The organism is Streptomyces sp. NPDC060194, assembly GCF_042728285.1.
Classification (GTDB): Bacteria; Actinomycetota; Actinomycetes; order Streptomycetales; family Streptomycetaceae; genus Streptomyces.
Genome location: NZ_JBHWZH010000012.1, coordinates 9,884 through 28,233, shown reverse-complemented (window position 1 = coordinate 28,233; position 18,350 = coordinate 9,884). Strand labels below are relative to the sequence as shown.

The window sequence follows — 18,350 nt, the reverse complement described above, 5'->3', positions numbered from 1 at the left end:
GTCGGATCAGGTGCCCGCCGCGGCGGGGCGGGGCTTGCGCCGCAGCGGGCTGAACGCCCGCCCGGCGAGGACGAGGACGCCCTCGACGACGAGAGCGAGCGCCGCGACGAGCAGCGCGCCGGCCACCACCTGCGGGGTGTTCTGGAGGTTGAACCCGGCGGTGATGATCCGCCCGAGTCCCCCCTCCCCCGCCATCGCCGCCAGCGTCGCCGTGGCGACCACCTGGACGGCCGCCGAGCGCAGTCCGGTCATGATCATCGGGTAGGCGAGGGGCAGCTCGACGCGGCGGAAGACCTGCCCGCCGCTCATCCCCATGCCGCGCGCCGCCTCGACGACCGCCCGGTCCACCTCGCGCATCCCCACGTAGGCGTTGGTCAGCAGCGGCGGCACCGAGAACAGCACGAGCGCGATCAGCGTCGGCAGGTCCCCGATCCGGCCGAGCGGGGTGAGGGTCAGCAGGATGAGGACGGCGAGCGTCGGCACCGCCCGGCCGATGTTGGCGAGGTTGACGGCGAGGGTGCCTCCCTTGCCGAGGTGGCCGAGGGCCAGGGCGACCGGCAGCGCGATCAGGCAGGCGACGGCGAGGCAGACGCCGCTGAAGTAGAGGTGCTCGACGAGGCGGTGCCACACCCCGCTCTCGCCGTCCCAGTTGGACCCGTCCGCCAGCCACTCGAAGGCACCGGTCAGCCCGTTCATATGCTCTCCACCGCCCTGCCCGCACTCGCCCGCCGCCGGCGGCCCGCCGCGCGGGACGACGGTCCGCCGCTCACGCGCGTCCACGGCGTCAGGAGCCGCTGGAGCCCGAGCAGCAGCAGGTCGGCGACGATCGCCAGCAGCACGCACAGCACGGAGGCGGAGAGCACCTGCGCCTTGAACGTGCTGTCCAGGCCGTCGACGATGAGCGTGCCGAGGCCCCCGTACCCGACGATCGCCCCGACGGTGGTCAGCGCGACCGTCGAGACGGTGGCGATGCGGACGCCTGCGAGCAGCGCGGGCAGGGCGAGCGGCAGTTCGACCTCCCAGAGCTGCCGCAGCGGGCCGTAGCCCATCCCGCGGGCCGCCTCGCGGGCCTCGTCGGGGACGGACTCCAGGCCGGCGAGGATGTTGCGCACCAGGATCGTCAGCGAGTAGAGCACCAGGCCGGTGATCACCAGGGACGCCGAGAGCCCGAAGAGCGGCAGCAGCAGCGAGAACATCGCGAGCGACGGCACGCTGTAGAGGACCGTGGTCACGCCGAGGACGGGCCCCGCGAAGCCGCGCCGGGAGCGGGCGAGCAGCGCCAGCGGGAGCGCGACGGCCAGGCCGATCGCGACCGAGGCGAAGGTGATGCCGATGTGCTGGAGGGTGGCGTCGGTCAGCTCCTGGCTGCGGGAGCGCAGGTACTCGCCGCAGATCCAGTCGTTGGCCACCAGGCAGTTCGCCTCGCTCATGCCGCCCCCACCTCCCCCGGTCCCCGGCCCTCCGGACTCCTTGCCCGCGCATCGTCGAACATGTGTTGGCGACCCTAAACCCCGGCACTGACAATCACCGAGACCCGCCATGATGCGATAACACTCTGTTCACAATCGGACCGTCACGAGCCGTCAGACTGGGGAGCCATGATCCGATTCGAGCACGTCACCAAGCGCTACCCCGACGGCACCACCGCGGTGGACGACCTGTCCTTCGAGGTCGCCGAGGGAGAACTGGTCACCCTCGTCGGCCCCTCGGGCTGCGGCAAGACCACCACCATGAAGATGGTCAACCGCCTGATCGAGCCCACCGAGGGCCGCATCCTGCTGGACGGCGAGGACATCTCCGGCATCGACCCGGTCAAGCTCCGCCGCCGGATCGGATACGTCATCCAGCAGGTGGGCCTCTTCCCGCACAAGACGGTCCTGGAGAACACCGCCACCGTCCCCCACCTGCTCGGCTGGAAGGGCGCCAAGGCCAAGGACCGGGCGGCCGAACTGCTCGACCTGGTCGGCCTCGACCCGTCCGTGTACGGCGACCGCTACCCCGAGCAGCTCTCCGGCGGTCAGCGGCAGCGCGTCGGCGTCGCCCGGGCGCTCGCCGCCGACCCGCCGGTGCTGCTCATGGACGAGCCGTTCGGCGCGGTCGACCCCGTCGTGCGCGAGCACCTGCAGAACGAGTTCCGCAAGCTCCACCAGACGCTGCGCAAGACCGTCCTGTTCGTGACGCACGACATCGAGGAGGCGGTCCGGCTCGGCGACCGCATCGCCGTCTACGGGGCCGGCCGCATCGAGCAGTTCGACCCGCCGGCCACCGTCCTCGGCGCGCCCGCCACGCCGTACGTCGCGGACTTCGTGGGCGCCGACCGCGGCCTCAAGCGGCTCTCCGTCACCCCCATCGAACTGTCCGACCTGGACCAGCCGCCCGTGGTCCACGTCGACGACCCGCTGCCCGCGCGGCTGCCCGACGACGCCCGCTGGGCCGTCGTCCTCGACGCCGACGACGAACTGCGCGGCTGGATCTCCGCCTCGGACGCGGCCCGTGGCAGCGGCACCGTCCGGGACCGCACCCACCGCATGGAGGCGTGGCTGCCGCTCGGCGCCCCGTTGCGGCAGGCGTTCGCCACGATGCTCCAGCACGACGCCGGCTGGATCGCCGTCATCGACGAGAAGAGCGCGGGCCGGTTCCTCGGCGTGCTCACCCCCGCCCGCCTGCACGAGGCGCTGCGCCGCTCGACGGCCGCGGACGCCGCCGACGTCGACCGCGCGGAGGTCACCCTGCACACGGTCAACACGCCCGGCTGAGGCCGGAGGACGGACCCCAGGACCTGCACCGGCGGGCCGCGCGGAAAATCTCCGAAGATTTCTTCCCGGCGATGTCGAGATCCTGGGACCGGCTCCGTCCCAGGGGTGAGAGCGGCCGCAAGGGAGCCGCACCGGTACCGAGGAGAACCGTCATGGCGAAGTACCTGCTGCTGAAGCACTACCGCGGCAACCCGAAGGGTCAGAACGACGTCCCCATGGACCAGTGGACGCCGCAGGAGATCTCCGACCACATCCAGTACATGAACGACTTCGCGGCCCGCCTGGAGAAGCGCGGCGAGTACGTCGACGGCCAGGCGCTCGCCCCGGAGGGCACCTGGGTCCGCTACGACGGCGAGGGGCGGCCGCCGGTCACCGACGGCCCGTTCGCCGAGACCAAGGACCTCATCGCCGGCTGGATGATCATCGACGTCGACAGCTACGAGCGGGCCGTCGAACTGGCCGGTGAGCTGTCGGCGGCACCCGGGTACGGCGGGAAGCCGATCCACGAGTGGCTGGAGCTGCGCCCCTTCCTCACCGAGCCCCCCACCATCTCGGAGTGACCCCACCCATGGACGAGGCCCTGCTCAGGAGCCTCACGCCCGGCGTGATCACCGTCCTCGTCCGCCGCGGAGCCGACTTCGCGGCGGCCGAGGACGCCGTCCAGGAGGCGCTGGTCGAGGCGCTGCGGGCGTGGACGGAGGAGACCCCGCGGGACCCGAGGGGCTGGCTCGTCACGGTCGCCTGGCGGAAGTTCCTGGACGCGAGCCGCGCGGACGCCGCCCGCCGCCGCCGGGAGGACCGCGTCGAGGAGGAGCCGCCCCAAGGACCCGCGCCGGGCTCGGACGACACGCTCCAGCTGTACTTCCTGTGCGCGCACCCCTCCCTGACGCCGTCGTCCGCGGTCGCGCTCACCCTGCGCGCCGTGGGCGGGCTCACCACCCGCCAGATCGCCCGCGCCTACCTGGTGCCCGAGGCGACCATGGCGCAGCGCATCAGCCGCGCCAAGCGCACGGTGGCCGACGTGCGGTTCGACCGGCCGGGCGACGTCGCCACCGTGCTCCGGGTCCTCTACCTGGTCTTCAACGAGGGCTACTCGGGGGACGTCGACCTGTCCGCGGAGGCGATCCGGCTCACCCGGCAGCTCGCCGCGGCCGTCGACCATCCGGAGGCGGCCGGGCTGCTCGCCCTCATGCTGCTCCACCACGCCCGCCGTGCGGCGCGGAGGGCGTCCGACGGCAGCCTCGTGCCGCTCGCGGAGCAGGACCGCGACCGGTGGGACACGTCGCTGATCGCCGAGGGCGTCGTGATCCTCCAGGCGGCCCTCTCCCGCGACCGGCTGGGCGAGTACCAGGCGCAGGCGGCGATCGCGGCGCTGCACGCGGACGCGCCGCGCGCGCAGGAGACGGACTGGCCGCAGATCGTCGAGTGGTACGACGAGCTGGCCCGGCTGACCGACAGCCCCGTCGTCCGGCTCAACCGGGCCGTCGCCGTCGGGGAGGCCGACGGCCCCCGCGCCGGCCTGAAAGCCCTTTCCGCCCTCGACGACACCCTGCCCCGCCACACGGCCGCCGCCGCCTACCTCCACGAGCGCGACGGCGACCTGGCCACCGCGGCCCGGCTGTACGCCGAGGCGGCCGACCGGGCCGCCGACCGCGCCGAGCGCGACCACCTCACCCGGCAGGCCGCCCGGCTCAACACCGCGCGGCGCCCCTGACCCGCGCCCGCGCCCCGGGCCGCGCGGGGCCGCCCGAGCGGCCTAGGCTGGGCGGCATGACTGTGTTGCGCGCGGACGGCGCTCCGAAGGGCCCCGGCGGACTGCCCCGGTGGGACCGCTGCGCGGTGATGGGCGTCGTCAACGTCACCCCCGACTCGTTCTCCGACGGCGGCCGCTTCTTCGACACCGCGGCCGCCGTCAAGCACGGCATGGAGCTCGTCTCCGAGGGCGCCGACCTGGTCGACGTGGGCGGCGAGTCGACCCGCCCGGGCGCGACCCGGGTCGACGAGGACGAGGAGCTGCGCCGGGTGGTCCCGGTCGTGCGCGGACTCGCGTCCGAGGGCGTGACCGTCTCCGTGGACACCATGCGCGCCTCGGTCGCCGAGCAGGCGGTCCGCGCGGGGGCGCGGCTGGTCAACGACGTCAGCGGCGGACTGGCCGATCCGGCGATGCCCGACGTCGTCGCCGGCCTGGACGTGCCGTTCGTGGTGATGCACTGGCGCGGCTTCAGCGAGGACATGAACAGCCGGGCCGTCTACGCGGACGTGGTGTCCGAGGTGGTCGCGGAGCTGCGCGAGCGGCTCACCGCCCTCCTCGAGGGGGGCATCGCGCCCGAGCGGCTGATCGTCGACCCGGGACTCGGTTTCGCCAAGCACGCCGAGCACGACCTGGCCCTCCTGGCGCACCTCGACGACCTCGCCGCCCTCGGCCACCCCCTGCTGGTCGCCGCCTCCCGCAAGCGCTTCCTCGGCCGGGTCCTCGCCGATCGGGACGGCGCACCGCCGCCCGCCCGGGAGCGCGACGCGGCGACCGCCGCCGTCTCCGCGCTCGCCGCCCACGCCGGCGCCTGGGCCGTCCGCGTGCACGAGGTGCGGGCCACCGCCGACGCCGTGCGCGTCGCCCGCGCGGTGGCCGGTGCCCGGTGACCGCCCCCGGCACCGACGTCGAGGCCGTGGAGGCCGCCAACACCGTCTTCTACGAGTGCGTGGAGCGCGGCGACTTCGACACCCTGTCGGAGCTCTGGCTGGACGGCGACGACGTCTCCTGCGTGCACCCCGGGTGGCCGGTCCTCTCCGGCCGCGGCGAGGTGCTCCGCTCGTACGCGCTGATCATGGCCAACACCGAGTACATCCAGTTCTTCCTGACCGACGTCAAGGTGCGCCTCCTGGGGGACACCGCGCTGGTCACCTGCTCGGAGAACATCCTCAGCGGCGGTCCCGCCGAGGACGGCGACGAGCTGGGCCCGCTCATCGGGCAGCTCGTCGTCGCCACCAACGTGTTCCGGCGCACACCGGAGGGCTGGAAGGTCTGGTCCCACCACGGCTCCCCGGTCCTCGCCGACGAGGACGAGGACGGCGGCCCGGGCGGCGAGGGCGGCCCCGGCGGCGCGGCGGGGGCCGAACCGGCCGGCTGATCGGGTGGCGCGGCCGCCCGGGGTGGGTAGGGGCCCTGTACGGGCCGCCCGGCCCCCGTGGGCGGGGGCTGTCGGTGTGCGCAGGTAGATTCGTCGGTGGGGTCGACGGCGACCGCATTCGCCCGGGGCCCTCCGTTACGACTGAAGCAGGAGTGATTCGCGTGGATCGTGTCGCGCTGCGCGGCCTCAAGGCCCGCGGGAACCATGGCGTCTTCCCCCGGGAGCGCGAAGAGGGCCAGACGTTCATCGTCGACCTGGTCCTCGGCCTCGACACCCGCCCGGCCGCGGCCGACGACGACCTCGGCAAGACGGCCCACTACGGTGTCGTGGCCGAGGAGGTCGTCGACATCGTCCAGGGCGAGCCGGTCAACCTGATCGAGACGCTCGCCGAGCGGATCGCCCAGCAGTGCCTGAAGCACGGCGGCGTCCAGGAGGTCGAGGTGACCGTGCACAAGCCGGACGCCCCGATCACCGTCCCGTTCGACGACGTGACCATCACCATCACCCGGAGCCGCGCATGATTCCTCAGCCCCAGAGCGACCCGACGGTGCAGCCGGTGCCGGCCTCCGTGGTCGAGCAGGTCGACGCCGCGGACACGACGCTGTCCAACCCGCGCCGCGCCGTCGTCGCGCTCGGCAGCAACCTCGGCAACCGGCTGGAGACCCTCCAGGGGGCCGTGGACGCGCTGGGCGACACCCCCGGCCTGCGGGTCAAGGCCGTCTCGCCGGTCTACGAGACCGAGCCCTGGGGCGTCGATCCCGGCTCGCAGCCCTCGTACTTCAACGCGGTCGTCGTCATCAAGACCACGCTTCCGCCGTCGTCCCTCCTGGAGCGCGCCCAGGCCGTCGAGGAGGCCTTCCAGCGGGTCCGCGACGAGCGGTGGGGGCCGCGCACCCTGGACGTCGACATCGTGGCGTACGCCGACGTCGTCTCCGACGACCCGGCGCTCACCCTGCCGCACCCGCGCGCCCACCAGCGGGCGTTCGTGCTGGCCCCCTGGTACGACGTGGACCCCGAGGCGCGGGTGCCGGGTCAGGGGTCGGTCGCCGAACTGCTCTCCGCGGTCTCCCGGGACGGTGTCGCCCCGCGGACCGACCTGGAACTCCAGCTGCCCGAGTAGCGTTCTGATCTACGTGAGGGCGGTAACGGCGTGAACCAGTTGCGGATCAGGACGCTCGTGGGGCTGTTCGTGGTGGCCGGGGTGCTGTCCTGGGCCGGCGCGCAGCTCTGGAACTCGGTGGGCACCCTGCCCGGGGTGCCGGTCGCCGCGCCGGTGGTGCTCGCGGTGATCGCCGTGGTGCTGCTGGCGACGGCGCTGTCGCTGCGGTCGCGCCTGCGGGCGCAGCGACAGCGCGTGCCGGGGGCGAAGGGCGTCGAGCCGATGATGGCGGCGCGGGCGCTCGTCTTCGGCCAGGCCAGCGCGCTGGTCGTGTCGGTGGTGGCCGGCGTCTACGGCGGGGTCGCCGTGTACCTGCTCTCGCAGTGGGACGTTCCGGTACGGCGCGACCAGGCCGTATACGCCGGGCTGTCGGTCCTGGCCGGGGTCGGGGTGGTCGCCGCGGCGCTGTTCCTGGAGCGGGTGTGCAAGCTGCCGCCGGAGGACGAGGAGGGAGCGCAGCCGCCTGCGGCTGTGTGAGCTCGGCCGTATCCCGCGGGCACGGGGCCCGCGGGTTCCGGGGCCCGCGTCGGGCGGGTGCTCGCTGCGTGCGAGGGCCCTCCCGCACCTTGCGGGTCCCACGGGGTGCGGGAGTCAGCCCCGCACCCCGGTCCGCCCCGCGCCAGAGCCCGCCGCCGCGCCTCAGCGCGCCATGATCAGGCTCATCGCCTCGGCCCGCGTCGCGGAGTCCCGCAGCTGGCCCCGCACCGCCGAGGTGATCGTCTTCGCTCCCGGCTTCCGGACCCCGCGCATCGTCATGCACATGTGCTCGCACTCGATCACCACGATGACGCCCCGCGGTTCGAGGATCTCCATGAGGGACTCGGCGACCTGCGTCGTGAGGCGCTCCTGCACCTGGGGGCGGCGGGCGTAGACATCGACGAGGCGGGCCAGCTTGGACAGCCCGGTGATCTTCCCCTCGGCCGAGGGGATGTAGCCGACGTGGGCCACCCCGGTGAAGGGGACCAGGTGGTGCTCGCAGTGGCTCTGCACCTCGATGTCCTTGACGAGGACCATCTCGTCGTGGCCGAGGTCGAACGTGGTGGTGAGGACGTCCTCGGGCCGCTGGCGCAGGCCGGCGAATATCTCCTTGTAGGCGCGCGCGACCCGGGCGGGGGTGTCCCGCAGGCCCTCGCGGTCGGGGTCCTCGCCGACGGCGATGAGGAGCTCACGGACGGCGTTCTCGGCCCGCTTCGCGTCGAAGTCGCCGGAGGGAGCCTGGAAGGCCTCCAGCGTTACCGGGTCGGTCATCTGTTCCTCGTTCCTGAGATGCGGCCGGCCGGGATGAAGAGGGAAAAGGCCGCGGCCCCCAGGCTAGAACCTGGGGGCCGCGGGCCGCATTCCGGGACCGGTCGGTGAGAAGGACCGGCCGTCAGCTCTCCGGGCGCTCCTCCGGTACGGCGTCGGTGGACGTCGACGAGGAGGACGGTCCGGCGACCGGGGAGGCCTTCTCCGTGAGGGCGGGCGTCGCTCCGTTGGTCAGCGCGAGCTCCTTCGGGGAGAGGACCGGGGGCCGGGTCGAGGGCGTCCGCCGGGAGGAACCGGTCCACGCCGGGCGGGCCGGGCGCTTCACGATGCCGGCGAAGATCTCGGCGATCTGCTCCTTGTTCAGCGTCTCCTTCTCCAGGAGGGCGAGGACCAGGTTGTCGAGGACGTCGCGGTTCTCGACGAGGATCTCCCAGGCCTCGTTGTGCGCGGTCTCGATGAGCTTCTTGACCTCTTCGTCGACCAGCGCCGCGACCTCTTCCGAGTAGTCGCGGGAGTGCGACATCTCGCGGCCCAGGAAGGGCTCGCTGTTGTCGCCGCCGAACTTGATCGCGCCGAGCCGCTCCGTCATGCCGTACTGCGTGACCATCGCACGGGCCGTGGCGGTGGCCTTCTCGATGTCGTTCGCCGCACCGGTGGTCGGGTCGTGGAAGACGAGCTCCTCCGCGGCGCGGCCGCCCAGCATGTACGCGAGCTGGTCCAGCATCTCGTTGCGGGTGGTGGAGTACTTGTCCTCGTCGGGCAGGACCATGGTGTAGCCGAGGGCCCGGCCGCGGGACAGGATCGTGATCTTGTGGACCGGGTCGGAGTTGGGCGAGGCCGCCGCGACCAGGGCGTGTCCGCCCTCGTGGTACGCGGTGATCTTCTTCTCCTTGTCCGACATGATCCGGGTCCGCTTCTGCGGGCCCGCGACCACGCGGTCGATCGCCTCGTCCAGGGACGCGTTGTCGATCAGCGTCTTGTCGCTGCGCGCCGTCAGGAGCGCGGCCTCGTTCAGCACGTTCGACAGGTCGGCGCCGGTGAAGCCGGGGGTGCGGCGGGCGACCGCCCCGAGGTCGACGTCCTTGGCGACGGGCTTGCCCTTCTTGTGCACCTCGAGGATCTCGAGCCGGCCCTGCATGTCCGGGCGGTCGACGGCGATCTGCCGGTCGAAGCGGCCGGGGCGCAGCAGCGCCGGGTCGAGGATGTCCGGGCGGTTCGTGGCGGCGATCAGGATGACGCCGCCCTTCACGTCGAAGCCGTCCATCTCGACGAGGAGCTGGTTGAGGGTCTGCTCGCGCTCGTCGTGGCCGCCGCCGAGGCCCGCACCGCGGTGCCGGCCGACGGCGTCGATCTCGTCGACGAAGACGATCGCCGGGGCGTTCGTCTTGGCCTGCTCGAAGAGGTCGCGGACACGCGAGGCGCCGACGCCGACGAACATCTCGACGAAGTCGGAACCCGAGATCGAGTAGAAGGGGACGCCCGCCTCGCCGGCCACCGCGCGGGCGAGCAGGGTCTTGCCGGTGCCGGGCGGGCCGTACAGCAGCACGCCCTTGGGGATCTTGGCGCCGACGGCCTGGAACTTCGCGGGCTCCTGGAGGAACTCCTTGATCTCGTGGAGCTCCTCGACGGCCTCGTCCGAGCCGGCCACGTCGGCGAACGTCGTCTTGGGGGTGTCCTTGGTGATCAGCTTGGCCTTGGACTTCCCGAACTGCATGACGCGCGAGCCGCCGCCCTGCATCTGGTTCATCAGGAAGAGGAAGACCAGGACGATGAGCACGAAGGGGAGCAGGGTGAAGAGGATCGACACGAAGGCGTTCTGCTTCGTCGGGCTGACGGTGTACCCGTCCTCGATGTCACCCGCGTCGAACTTCTCCTGCAGCGTGTCGGCGAGGGCGGCACCCTGGGTACCGATGTAGCTCGCCTGGACCTTGCTGCTGTCCTTGATCTTCTGGTCGTCCTTGAGCGTGATCCGGATGATCTGGTCGTCACCGGTGGTCAGCTTGGCCGACTTGATCTGGTTGGTGTTGATCGCCTTGACGACCGCGCTGGTGTCCACCGTCTTGTAGCCACCGGACGAACTGACGACCTGCATCAACACGACCACGGCAAGGACGCCCAGCACGATCCACATGACCGGCCCACGGAAGTATCGCTTCACGTCCATCCACACGGGACGAGAATCCGCCCCGCTCCTCCTGCCATGAGTTGAGTTCGACAAAGACTGTTCTTCGGACGGTACCCCAGCGGAACCACCCGACGCCGCAGTGGACCACGAGGAAAACCCGTCTTCCTCCGTACCAACGGCGGAAGACGGGTGACAGTTCCCGCAATGGGCGAGGCGCCGTCCCGGGGAAGCGGAGGAGCTCAGCCGCCGTAGACGTGGGGGGCGAGGGTGCCGACGAAGGGCAGGTTGCGGTACTTCTCGGCGAAGTCGAGGCCGTAGCCGATCACGAACTCGTTGGGGATGTCGAAGCCGACCCACTTCACGTCGATGGCGACCTTCGCCGCGTCCGGCTTGCGCAGCAGGGTGCACACCTCGAGGGAGGCGGGCTCGCGCGAGCCGAGGTTCGACAGCAGCCAGGAGAGCGTCAGGCCGGAGTCGATGATGTCCTCGACGATCAGGACGTGCTTGCCCTTGATGTCGGTGTCGAGGTCCTTGAGGATGCGCACGACGCCGGAGGACTGGGTGCCCGCGCCGTACGAGGACACCGCCATCCAGTCCATGGTGACGGGGGTCGACAGGGCGCGCGCGAGGTCGGCCATGACCATGACCGCGCCCTTGAGGACGCCCACGATGAGCAGGTCCTTGCCGGCGTACTCCGCGTCGATCTTCGCGGCCAGCTCGGCCAGCTTCGCGTCGATCTCTTCCTTGGTGATGAGCACTGACTTGAGGTCAGTGCCCATGTCGTTCTCGTTCACCCGGGCCACTTTCACTAGCGCTTGCCTCAGCTTCTGCTTCAGCTCTGCCGGATGACCAGTCTGCCACCCTGCCGCTGGGCCTCGACCCGGCCGGGCAGGTTGATGGCCCGCTGGCCGCGCCAGCCCGTGATCAGGCGGTCGATCTCCTCGATGTGCCGGGCGAAGAGCGAGCCGGCGGGGGCGCCGGCGTCGATGGCCGCCCGGCGCAGCACCCGGCGGCGTACGGCGGGCGGCAGGGCGTGCAGCTTCGCGCAGAGCAGCCGGCCGTCGTCGTCGAGGACGGTGGCGGCGGCCTGGGCGGCCCAGGTGTCGAGGGCGTCGGCGTCGTCCCGGGAGAGCTGCGCGGTGCGGGCGAGGGCCTCGACGACCCCCTTGCCGAGCGCCTTCTCCAGGGCCGGCAGTCCGTCCTGGCGGAGCCGGGAGCGGGTGTAGGCCGGGTCCGCGTTGTGCGGGTCGTCCCAGACGGGGAGCGACTGGACCATGCAGGCGCGGCGCGCGGTCTGCCGGTCGAGGGTGAGGAACGGGCGGCGGTAGCGGTCGCGGGCGCCGGAGACGGCCGCCATGCCGGACAGCGAGCGGATGCCGGAGCCGCGGGCGAGGCCGAGCAGAACGGTTTCGGCCTGGTCGTCGCGGGTGTGTCCGAGGAGGACGGCGGCGGCGCCGTGGCGTTCGGCGGCGGCGTCGAGGGCGGCGTAGCGGGCGTCGCGGGCGGCGGCCTCGGGGCCGCCCTGGCGGCCGACCGTGACGGCGACCGACTCGACGGGATCCAGGCCCAGGTCGGACATCCGGGAGACGACATCGGCGGCTCGGGTGTCGGAACCGTCCTGGAGACCGTGGTCGACGGTGATCCCGCCGGCCCGGATCCCGGTGCGGCGGGCCTCGAAGGCGAGGGCGGAGGCGAGCGCCATGGAGTCGGCGCCGCCGGAGCAGGCGACGAGCACGAGCGGCGGCGGGGCGTCGGCGCGGAGCTCGGCGGGGGCGGAGGCGTGGAACTCGGTGAGGACGTCCTGGATTACGCGGCGAACCGCCAGGCGTATCGCTGCGACCGCGGGGTGGGGACCCATGTCCGGTATCCCTTCGTGGGAACGGTGTGGAACTCGGCTGTACCGCGGGCCCGGGAGCGGGCCCGATCTGAGTAACTGCCGTGCGCCGATTTGGTCACACAGAGTGCGTCAACGGTTACAGAACCGGGTGTTCTGTCCGAGGATGGCACGCCCACGACGGCGCCGAGGTCCCTCGGACGGGTGAATGTCGAGGTCCCTGGGTGCCGCATCCCCGCCGAAGGTACCGCCTGCCGGGTCACTCCCCCTTACGGTGCACCCGCGCGACCCACTCCGCGGGCCTGGCGATCTCCGCCTTCGTCGGCAGGGTGTTGGGCGAGGTCCACACCCGGTTGAAGCCGTCCATGCCGACCTCCTCGACGACCGCGCGGACGAACCTCTCGCCGTCGCGGTACTGCCGGAGCTTGGCGTCCAGACCGAGCAGCTTGCGCAGGGCGAGGTCGAGCCGGGAGGCGCCCTTGGCCCGGCGCTGCTGGAACTTCTCGCGGATCTCGGCGACCGAGGGCACCACCTGGGGGCCGACGCCGTCCATCACGTAGTCGGCGTGGCCCTCCAGGAGGGACATCACGGCGGTGAGCCGGCCGAGGATCTCGCGCTGGGCGGGGGTCTGCACCAGCTCGACGAAGGAGCGGCCGTCGGTGTCGGTCCCGGAGTCGTCGTCCGCGGGCACGCGTTCGCCGGCGACCCGGTTCCCGGCGAGCGCCTGGGCGGCCTCGCGCAGCCGCTCCAGGACGGTCATCGGGTCCATGTCGGTCTCGGCGAGGAAGGCCTGGATCTCCCCCTCCAGGTGGTCGCGGAGCCAGGGCACCGCGGTGAACTGCGTGCGGTGCGTCTCCTCGTGGAGGCAGACCCAGAGGCGGAAGTCGTGCGGGTCGACCTCCAGTTCGCGCTCCACGTGGACGATGTTCGGCGCGACGAGCAGCAGCCGGCCGCCGGTCGGCTCGCCGGCGGGCAGGTCTCGGGTGGCGGGGGCGAAGGTCTCGTACTGACCGAGGACGCGGGAGGCCAGGAAGCTGAGCATCATGCCGAGCTCGACGCCGGTGACCTTGCCGCCCACCGCGCTCATCACGGCGCCGGCGGGCGCGGTCCTGCGCTCCTGCAGCTTCGTCAGGAGCGGCTTCAGCAGGTGCCGGAAGCCGGCCACGTTCGCCTTGACCCAGCCGGCCCGGTCGACGACGAGCACGGGGGTGTCGTGCACCTCGGCGCCCTCGGGGAACATCCGGGTGAACTCCCGGACGTGCTCCTCGGCGGCCTTCGCGTGCCGCCGCAGCTCGGCGACGACCGCCCGCGCCTCCTCCCGGCTGACCTCGGGCCCCGGGCGCACGAACCGCTTGGCCGTCGCCACGGCGAGGTTCCAGTCGACCATCTCGGCACCACCGATACGCGTCATGCGTCAACCGTACGTGGTCGCCGCCGGGGGTGGAGAGGGTTGGGACGGGTGGGGCGGGCGATCCGGCCGGGGCGGGGCGGGGGCACGGCGGGGAGGGGGAAGCCGTCGGAAATGGCGTGGGCGGGAGGGGAACCCGGGCGGGCCGAGCGGTGTATCAGAGGCAGCGGGTGTTTCGGACCGGCCCGCTGAACCCGCGAGCGTGGGTCGCGGGGAGTCGGGCCCGGTCCGGTCCGGTCTGCGGGATCCGTGGGAGAGGGGGTGTGGTCAGCGGCAGCCGCACGCGGCGACCTTGGTGGCAAGCGTGTCCAGGGCGTGCTGGGCGGCCTGGGGGTCGGTGGTACCGGAGGTGAGGAAGGCGAAGGAGAGGAGGCGGCCCTCGGTGTCGAGGACGGTGCCGGCGAGGGTGTTGACACCGGTCAGGGTGCCGGTCTTGGCCCGGACGAGCCCGGTGCCGGCCGAGCCCTTGCCGTAGCGCTTCTGCAGGGTTCCGGTGAAGCCGGCGACGGGGAGGCCGGTGAGTGCGGGGCGCAGGGCGGCGTGGTCCGGGCCCGCGGCCCGGGCGAGCAGCGCGGCGAGCCGGGAGGCGGAGAGCCGGCCGGAGCGGTCGAGGCCGCTGCCGTCAGCGATCCGGCTGCTGCCGGGGAGGTCGAGCCGGTCCAGTTGGGCCTGGACGGCCCGGGCCGAACCGTCGAAGTCGGGCTTCTCGTCGGTGGCGAGGGCGGTCTGCCGGGCGAGCGACTCCGCGAGGTCGTTGTCGCTGTGGGTCAGCATCCGCTCGACCAGCTCCGCGACGGTGGGCGACGCGGTAGCGGCGACCGGGTCGGCTCCGCCGGGCGCCTTGCCGGGCTTCACCCCGTCCACCCGGACGCCCTCGTCGCGCAGCAGCTCGGCGAACCGCTCGCCGGCCGCCTTCGCCGGGTCCGCGGACCGCTCGGCGGGACCGTGGTCCGAGCCGTCGAGCCGTCCCTCGTCGACGGTGAGCGCGGTGACGGGCGCGATGTTCGGGTTGACGCCGAGCGGGTGCCGGACGGGTCCGGTGAACCGGGAGGTGTCGTAGGCCAGCGCGACCCGCGCGCCCCGGCCAAGGACGCGGGCGGTGTCGGAGGCGAGCCGCTTCAGGCGGGCGTCGTCGAGACTGGCGTCGCCGGCGCCGACCAGGAAGAGGCGGTCGGAGCCGTCCCGCACGACCGGGGTGGAGATCCGGTGCTCGGGTCCGAGCGCGGTGAGGGCCGCGACGGCGGTGGCGATCTTGGTGACGGAGGCGGGGGCGAGCTGCTCGTCCTCGTCGGAGCCGTAGAGGAGCCTGCCGGTGGCGGCGTCGACGACGGCCGCTGAGTGGGCGGTGCCGAGGGCGGGGGACTTCACCAGCGGGTCGAGCGCGGCGGCGAGGGCGCGGGCGTCGGGCGCGGACGCGGTGGTGCCCGCGGCGACGAGGACGCCGGGGGCGCTCGGGGCCGCCGCGGGGGCGCGCGGACCGGCTTCGGCCCGTCCGTCGCCGTGATGTGCGCCACCCGTGGCCTCCCGGACGGCCGCCCACTCCCGCTCGGCCTTACGCTGACCGTTGTCCCAGGGGCCGGCCGCGGCCAGCGACCCGGCCGAAAGGGCCAGGCCGAGGGCGGCCGAGCCCGCCACGAGTCGCAAGGTCCCGGTCTCTGGCACGTGTCACCAGCCCCTTTCGCGATCACCACGCTGCGTAGGGGACACTAAAGCACCGTTCGTATGTGTTGATCATGGAGGAGCCACCCGTGGAGTTCGACGTCACCATCGAGATTCCGAAGGGTTCGCGGAACAAGTACGAGGTGGACCACGAGACCGGTCGGATTCGTCTCGACCGTCGGCTCTTCACGTCCACCAGCTACCCCGCGGACTACGGATTCGTCGAGAACACCCTCGGCGAGGACGGCGACCCGCTGGACGCGCTCGTCCTGCTCGACGAGCCGACGTTCCCGGGCTGCGTCATCAAGTGCCGCGCGATCGGCATGTTCCGCATGACGGACGAGGCCGGCGGCGACGACAAGCTGCTGTGCGTTCCCGCCTCGGACCCGCGCGTGGAGCACCTGCGCGACATCCACCACGTGTCGGAGTTCGACCGCCTGGAGATCCAGCACTTCTTCGAGGTCTACAAGGACCTGGAGCCCGGCAAGTCCGTCGAGGGTGCGGACTGGGTCGGCCGCACCGAGGCCGAGGCCGAGGTCGAGGCGTCCTACAAGCGCCTGCAGGCGCAGGGCGACGCCCACTGAGGTAGTCCCGCTCGACCAGTGACGGGCCGTCTCTCCCCCATCGGGGGCGGGCGGCCCGTTCGCATGTGCGGACGCATACTGGGAACGAACATGTGGATCATGGCGCCGCCGGGCGCGGCCGACGGGAAGAGGTGAGGAAGTGGCGGCGGACAACCACGCCGAGCCGGAGGACCGCAAGCCGCAGTCCGACGAGGCGCACAGCGCGTTCTCCCCGCCGCTCGGAGTGCCGCAACCCGCCGCCCACCTGGTCGAGGAGGAGCACCCGACCTCCGAGTTCACCCTTCCCAAGGGCTTCGCCGTCCCCGCCCCGGAGGAGCCGGAGGGCTCCGCCTTCACCACTCCCGCGGATCAGGCCGACGCCGGATCGGCGCATCCGCCGGGTTCGCCGAACACCTGGACGGGCCAGCACGGCCTTCCCGCGTTCACTCCCGCGCACGGTATCCCGAAGGTCACGCTGACCAAGGAGTCGCCGTGGCAGGACCGGATGCGGACGATGCTCCGGATGCCCGTCGCCGAGCGCCCCGCTCCCGACCGGGTGCAGAAGCAGGACGACACCGGGCCCGCCGTCCCGCGCGTCCTCGACCTGACCCTGCGTATCGGCGAGCTGTTGCTCGCGGGCGGCGAGGGCGCCGAGGACGTCGAGGCCGCGATGTTCGCCGTCTCCCGCTCCTACGGCCTCGACCGCTGCGAACCGAACGTCACCTTCACGCTGCTGTCGATGTCGTACCAGCCCTCGCTGGTGGACGACCCGGTCACCGCGTCGCGGACGGTGCGGCGGCGGGGCACGGACTACACGCGGCTCGCGGCGGTCTACCGGCTGGTCGACGACATCTGCACGCCGGACACCGAGATCACCCTGGAGGACGCCTACCGCGGGCTGGCCGAGATCCGACGGAACCGGCACCCGTACCCCGGATGGGCGCTGACGGCGGCCGGCGGGCTGCTCGCGGGCGCGGCCTCCGTGCTCGTCGGCGGTGACTGGGTGGTGTTCCTGGCCGCGGCGGTCAGCGCGATGCTCGGCGACCGGCTGGCCTGGCTGTTCGCGGGCCGCGGGATGCCGGAGTTCTACCAGTTCGTGGCCGCGGCGACGCCACCGGCCTCGATGGGGGTGCTGCTGAGCCTCACCCCGCTCAACGCGCCCGCGTCCGCGGTGATCACCGGTGGGCTCTTCGCGCTGATCCCGGGGCGGGCGCTGGTCGCGGGCGTGCAGGACGGACTGACCGGCTTCTACATCACCGCCGCGGCGCGCCTGCTCGAGGTCTGCTACCTGATCGTCGGCATCGTCATCGGCGTGCTCGCGGTGCTGGCCATCGGCGTCACGTTCGACGCCGGGCTGCAGCCGCAGACGTCGATCCACAGCGTGAACCGGCCGCTGATCCAGCTGCTCGCGGCGATGGCGCTGTCGTTCGCCTTCGCCGTGCTGCTGCAGCAGGAGCGGAACACGGTGCTGCTCGTGACGCTCAACGGCGGGGTCGCGTGGGCGGTGTACGGGGTGCTCGTGGTGGAGGGGGGCCTGCCGCCGGTGGCCGCGACGGCGATCGCGGCGGGGCTCGTGGGGCTGTTCGGGCAGCTGATGTCCCGGTACCGGTTCGCCTCCGCGCTGCCGTACCTGACGGCGGCGATCGGGCCGCTGCTGCCGGGTAGTGCGACGTACTTCGGTCTGCTGTCGGTCGCGCAGGGGAACCTCAACGCGGGGTTGCAGTCCCTCGCCAACGCGGCGGCGCTGGCGCTGGCCATCGCGATCGGGGTCAACCTCGGGAGCGAGCTGTCCCGGATGTTCCTGCACGGCGCGGGCGGCGGCCCGGCACGGCGGGCGGCGAAGCGGACGCGAGGCTTCTAGGCCGGACGGCGTACGACGTCAGCGCTTGGCGTGACGGCCGCGGTTCGGCGGCTGGTCGGAGTGGGGATCCTGGCCCGGGTAGTCGTCCTGCCCGGGCTGCTGGGGCTGCCCGGCGTGGGGAGCGTGGCCGGGGTACGGGGCCTGGCCCGGGTGCGGGGCCTGGCCCGCGTTCTGGGCCTGACCGGAGTACTGGCCCTGCCCTGGGTACGGGGCCTGCCCGGCATCCGGAGCCTGGCTCGGATACCCGGCCTGACCGGACTGCGGACCCCGACCCGGGTACCCACCCTGACCGGGGTACGGGGCCTGACCCGGGTAACCGCCCTGGCCGGCCTGCGGCGCCTGACCCGGGTACCCGCCCTGACCGGGGTACGGGTTCTGCCCCGGGTACGACGGCCGACCGGACTGCGCAGTCTGTCCCGGGTACGGAGCCTGGCCCTGATCCCGGGTCTGCCCCGGGTACGCGGCCTGACCGGAATGCGCTGCCTGACCGGAGTACGGGGCCTGACCGGACTGCGCGGTCTGTCCCGGGTACGGAGCCTGGCCCTGATCCCGGGTCTGCCCCGGGTACGCGGCCTGACCGGAATGCGCTGCCTGACCGGAGTACGGGGCCTG

The 18,350-nt window shown here is 72.8% G+C and carries 18 protein-coding genes; 10 read left to right on the top strand and 8 right to left on the bottom strand.

What is annotated here, in order from left to right; all coding sequences use genetic code 11:
* Positions 1–6: 6 nt before the first annotated feature.
* Positions 7–696, bottom strand: a complete 690-nt coding sequence (locus ACFWEG_RS04445; protein WP_387209059.1) for an ABC transporter permease — start codon at positions 694–696, stop codon at positions 7–9.
* A complete protein-coding gene (locus ACFWEG_RS04440; RefSeq protein WP_387209057.1) occupies positions 693–1,430 on the bottom strand; it encodes an ABC transporter permease in 738 nt (245 codons plus the stop codon). The genes ACFWEG_RS04445 and ACFWEG_RS04440 overlap by 4 nt, the downstream gene beginning before the upstream one ends.
* Positions 1,431–1,598: 168 nt before the next feature.
* Here ACFWEG_RS04440 and ACFWEG_RS04435 point away from each other — a divergent pair, with 168 nt between their 5' ends.
* The 8 genes from ACFWEG_RS04435 to ACFWEG_RS04400 all read left to right on the top strand — a co-directional run bounded on the left by ACFWEG_RS04435 (position 1,599) and on the right by ACFWEG_RS04400 (position 7,520).
* Positions 1,599–2,756 carry an ABC transporter ATP-binding protein gene (locus tag ACFWEG_RS04435; protein ID WP_387209055.1) on the top strand — a complete coding sequence of 386 codons (1,158 nt, stop codon included), beginning with the start codon at positions 1,599–1,601 and terminating at the stop codon, positions 2,754–2,756.
* 152 nt (positions 2,757–2,908) lie between these two features.
* On the top strand, positions 2,909–3,316 hold the full coding sequence (locus tag ACFWEG_RS04430) for a YciI family protein (RefSeq protein ID WP_387209053.1): 408 nt from the start codon (positions 2,909–2,911) through the stop codon (positions 3,314–3,316).
* Positions 3,317–3,324: 8 nt separating this feature from the next.
* A complete protein-coding gene (locus ACFWEG_RS04425) occupies positions 3,325–4,470 on the top strand; it encodes an RNA polymerase sigma factor (protein WP_387209144.1) in 1,146 nt (381 codons plus the stop codon).
* A 56-nt stretch (positions 4,471–4,526) separates the two neighbouring features.
* Positions 4,527–5,396, top strand: coding sequence for a dihydropteroate synthase (gene folP / locus ACFWEG_RS04420; protein WP_387209051.1), 870 nt, complete (start codon positions 4,527–4,529; stop codon positions 5,394–5,396).
* Positions 5,393–5,884 carry a nuclear transport factor 2 family protein gene (locus ACFWEG_RS04415; protein ID WP_387209049.1) on the top strand — a complete coding sequence of 164 codons (492 nt, stop codon included), beginning with the start codon at positions 5,393–5,395 and terminating at the stop codon, positions 5,882–5,884. Before folP ends, ACFWEG_RS04415 begins: the two co-directional genes overlap by 4 nt.
* A gap of 161 nt (positions 5,885–6,045) precedes the next feature.
* Positions 6,046–6,405 carry a dihydroneopterin aldolase gene (folB, locus tag ACFWEG_RS04410; RefSeq protein ID WP_387209047.1) on the top strand — a complete coding sequence of 120 codons (360 nt, stop codon included), beginning with the start codon at positions 6,046–6,048 and terminating at the stop codon, positions 6,403–6,405.
* Positions 6,402–7,004: a 2-amino-4-hydroxy-6-hydroxymethyldihydropteridine diphosphokinase gene (folK, locus tag ACFWEG_RS04405; RefSeq protein ID WP_387209045.1), complete on the top strand. Its 603-nt coding sequence runs from the start codon at positions 6,402–6,404 to the stop codon at positions 7,002–7,004. The genes folB and folK overlap by 4 nt, the downstream gene beginning before the upstream one ends.
* Before the next feature lie 30 nt (positions 7,005–7,034).
* Entirely contained in the window at positions 7,035–7,520 is a 486-nt protein-coding gene (locus ACFWEG_RS04400; RefSeq protein WP_387209043.1) for a DUF3180 domain-containing protein, read from the top strand.
* A gap of 162 nt (positions 7,521–7,682) precedes the next feature.
* On the opposite strand, the gene folE is transcribed toward ACFWEG_RS04400, so the two are convergent.
* The 6 genes from folE to dacB form a co-directional block, all read right to left on the bottom strand.
* Positions 7,683–8,291: a GTP cyclohydrolase I FolE gene (gene folE / locus ACFWEG_RS04395; RefSeq protein ID WP_387209041.1), complete on the bottom strand. Its 609-nt coding sequence runs from the start codon at positions 8,289–8,291 to the stop codon at positions 7,683–7,685.
* 121 nt (positions 8,292–8,412) lie between these two features.
* Positions 8,413–10,452: an ATP-dependent zinc metalloprotease FtsH gene (ftsH, locus tag ACFWEG_RS04390; RefSeq protein ID WP_387209039.1), complete on the bottom strand. Its 2,040-nt coding sequence runs from the start codon at positions 10,450–10,452 to the stop codon at positions 8,413–8,415.
* Positions 10,453–10,652: 200 nt separating this feature from the next.
* Positions 10,653–11,192 (bottom strand): hypoxanthine phosphoribosyltransferase, encoded by a 540-nt coding sequence (hpt, locus tag ACFWEG_RS04385; RefSeq protein WP_387209142.1) that lies wholly within the window; start codon positions 11,190–11,192, stop codon positions 10,653–10,655.
* A 53-nt stretch (positions 11,193–11,245) separates the two neighbouring features.
* Entirely contained in the window at positions 11,246–12,271 is a 1,026-nt protein-coding gene (tilS, locus tag ACFWEG_RS04380) for a tRNA lysidine(34) synthetase TilS (RefSeq protein WP_387209037.1), read from the bottom strand.
* 235 nt (positions 12,272–12,506) lie between these two features.
* Positions 12,507–13,658, bottom strand: coding sequence for a zinc-dependent metalloprotease (locus ACFWEG_RS04375; RefSeq protein WP_387209035.1), 1,152 nt, complete (start codon positions 13,656–13,658; stop codon positions 12,507–12,509).
* A 264-nt stretch (positions 13,659–13,922) separates the two neighbouring features.
* Positions 13,923–15,317 (bottom strand): D-alanyl-D-alanine carboxypeptidase/D-alanyl-D-alanine-endopeptidase, encoded by a 1,395-nt coding sequence (dacB, locus tag ACFWEG_RS04370; protein ID WP_387209033.1) that lies wholly within the window; start codon positions 15,315–15,317, stop codon positions 13,923–13,925.
* 86 nt (positions 15,318–15,403) lie between these two features.
* Here dacB and ACFWEG_RS04365 point away from each other — a divergent pair, with 86 nt between their 5' ends.
* Together ACFWEG_RS04365 and ACFWEG_RS04360 are read left to right on the top strand one after the other, a co-directional pair.
* The gene (locus ACFWEG_RS04365) at positions 15,404–15,898 is read left to right on the top strand and encodes an inorganic diphosphatase (RefSeq protein ID WP_387209140.1); all 495 of its coding nucleotides are present in this window, start codon (positions 15,404–15,406) and stop codon (positions 15,896–15,898) included.
* 139 nt (positions 15,899–16,037) lie between these two features.
* Positions 16,038–17,738, top strand: coding sequence for a threonine/serine exporter ThrE family protein (locus ACFWEG_RS04360; RefSeq protein WP_387209031.1), 1,701 nt, complete (start codon positions 16,038–16,040; stop codon positions 17,736–17,738).
* The last annotated feature ends 612 nt before the right edge of the window (positions 17,739–18,350 follow it).

Bases quoted from the DNA above. Each gene is read 5' to 3' on its own strand.
- ACFWEG_RS04430 (WP_387209053.1), top strand. From the start codon at position 2,909: ATGGCGAAGTACCTGCTGCTGAAGCACTACCGCGGCAACCCGAAGGGT.
- ACFWEG_RS04440 (WP_387209057.1), bottom strand. From the start codon at position 1,430: ATGAGCGAGGCGAACTGCCTGGTGGCCAACGACTGGATCTGCGGCGAG.
- ftsH (WP_387209039.1), bottom strand. From the start codon at position 10,452: ATGGACGTGAAGCGATACTTCCGTGGGCCGGTCATGTGGATCGTGCTG.
- ACFWEG_RS04435 (WP_387209055.1), top strand. From the start codon at position 1,599: ATGATCCGATTCGAGCACGTCACCAAGCGCTACCCCGACGGCACCACC.
- folK (WP_387209045.1), top strand. From the start codon at position 6,402: ATGATTCCTCAGCCCCAGAGCGACCCGACGGTGCAGCCGGTGCCGGCC.
- ACFWEG_RS04445 (WP_387209059.1), bottom strand. From the start codon at position 696: ATGAACGGGCTGACCGGTGCCTTCGAGTGGCTGGCGGACGGGTCCAAC.
- folP (WP_387209051.1), top strand. From the start codon at position 4,527: ATGACTGTGTTGCGCGCGGACGGCGCTCCGAAGGGCCCCGGCGGACTG.
- ACFWEG_RS04425 (WP_387209144.1), top strand. From the start codon at position 3,325: ATGGACGAGGCCCTGCTCAGGAGCCTCACGCCCGGCGTGATCACCGTC.
- folE (WP_387209041.1), bottom strand. From the start codon at position 8,291: ATGACCGACCCGGTAACGCTGGAGGCCTTCCAGGCTCCCTCCGGCGAC.
- ACFWEG_RS04375 (WP_387209035.1), bottom strand. From the start codon at position 13,658: ATGACGCGTATCGGTGGTGCCGAGATGGTCGACTGGAACCTCGCCGTG.
- hpt (WP_387209142.1), bottom strand. From the start codon at position 11,192: ATGGGCACTGACCTCAAGTCAGTGCTCATCACCAAGGAAGAGATCGAC.
- tilS (WP_387209037.1), bottom strand. From the start codon at position 12,271: ATGGGTCCCCACCCCGCGGTCGCAGCGATACGCCTGGCGGTTCGCCGC.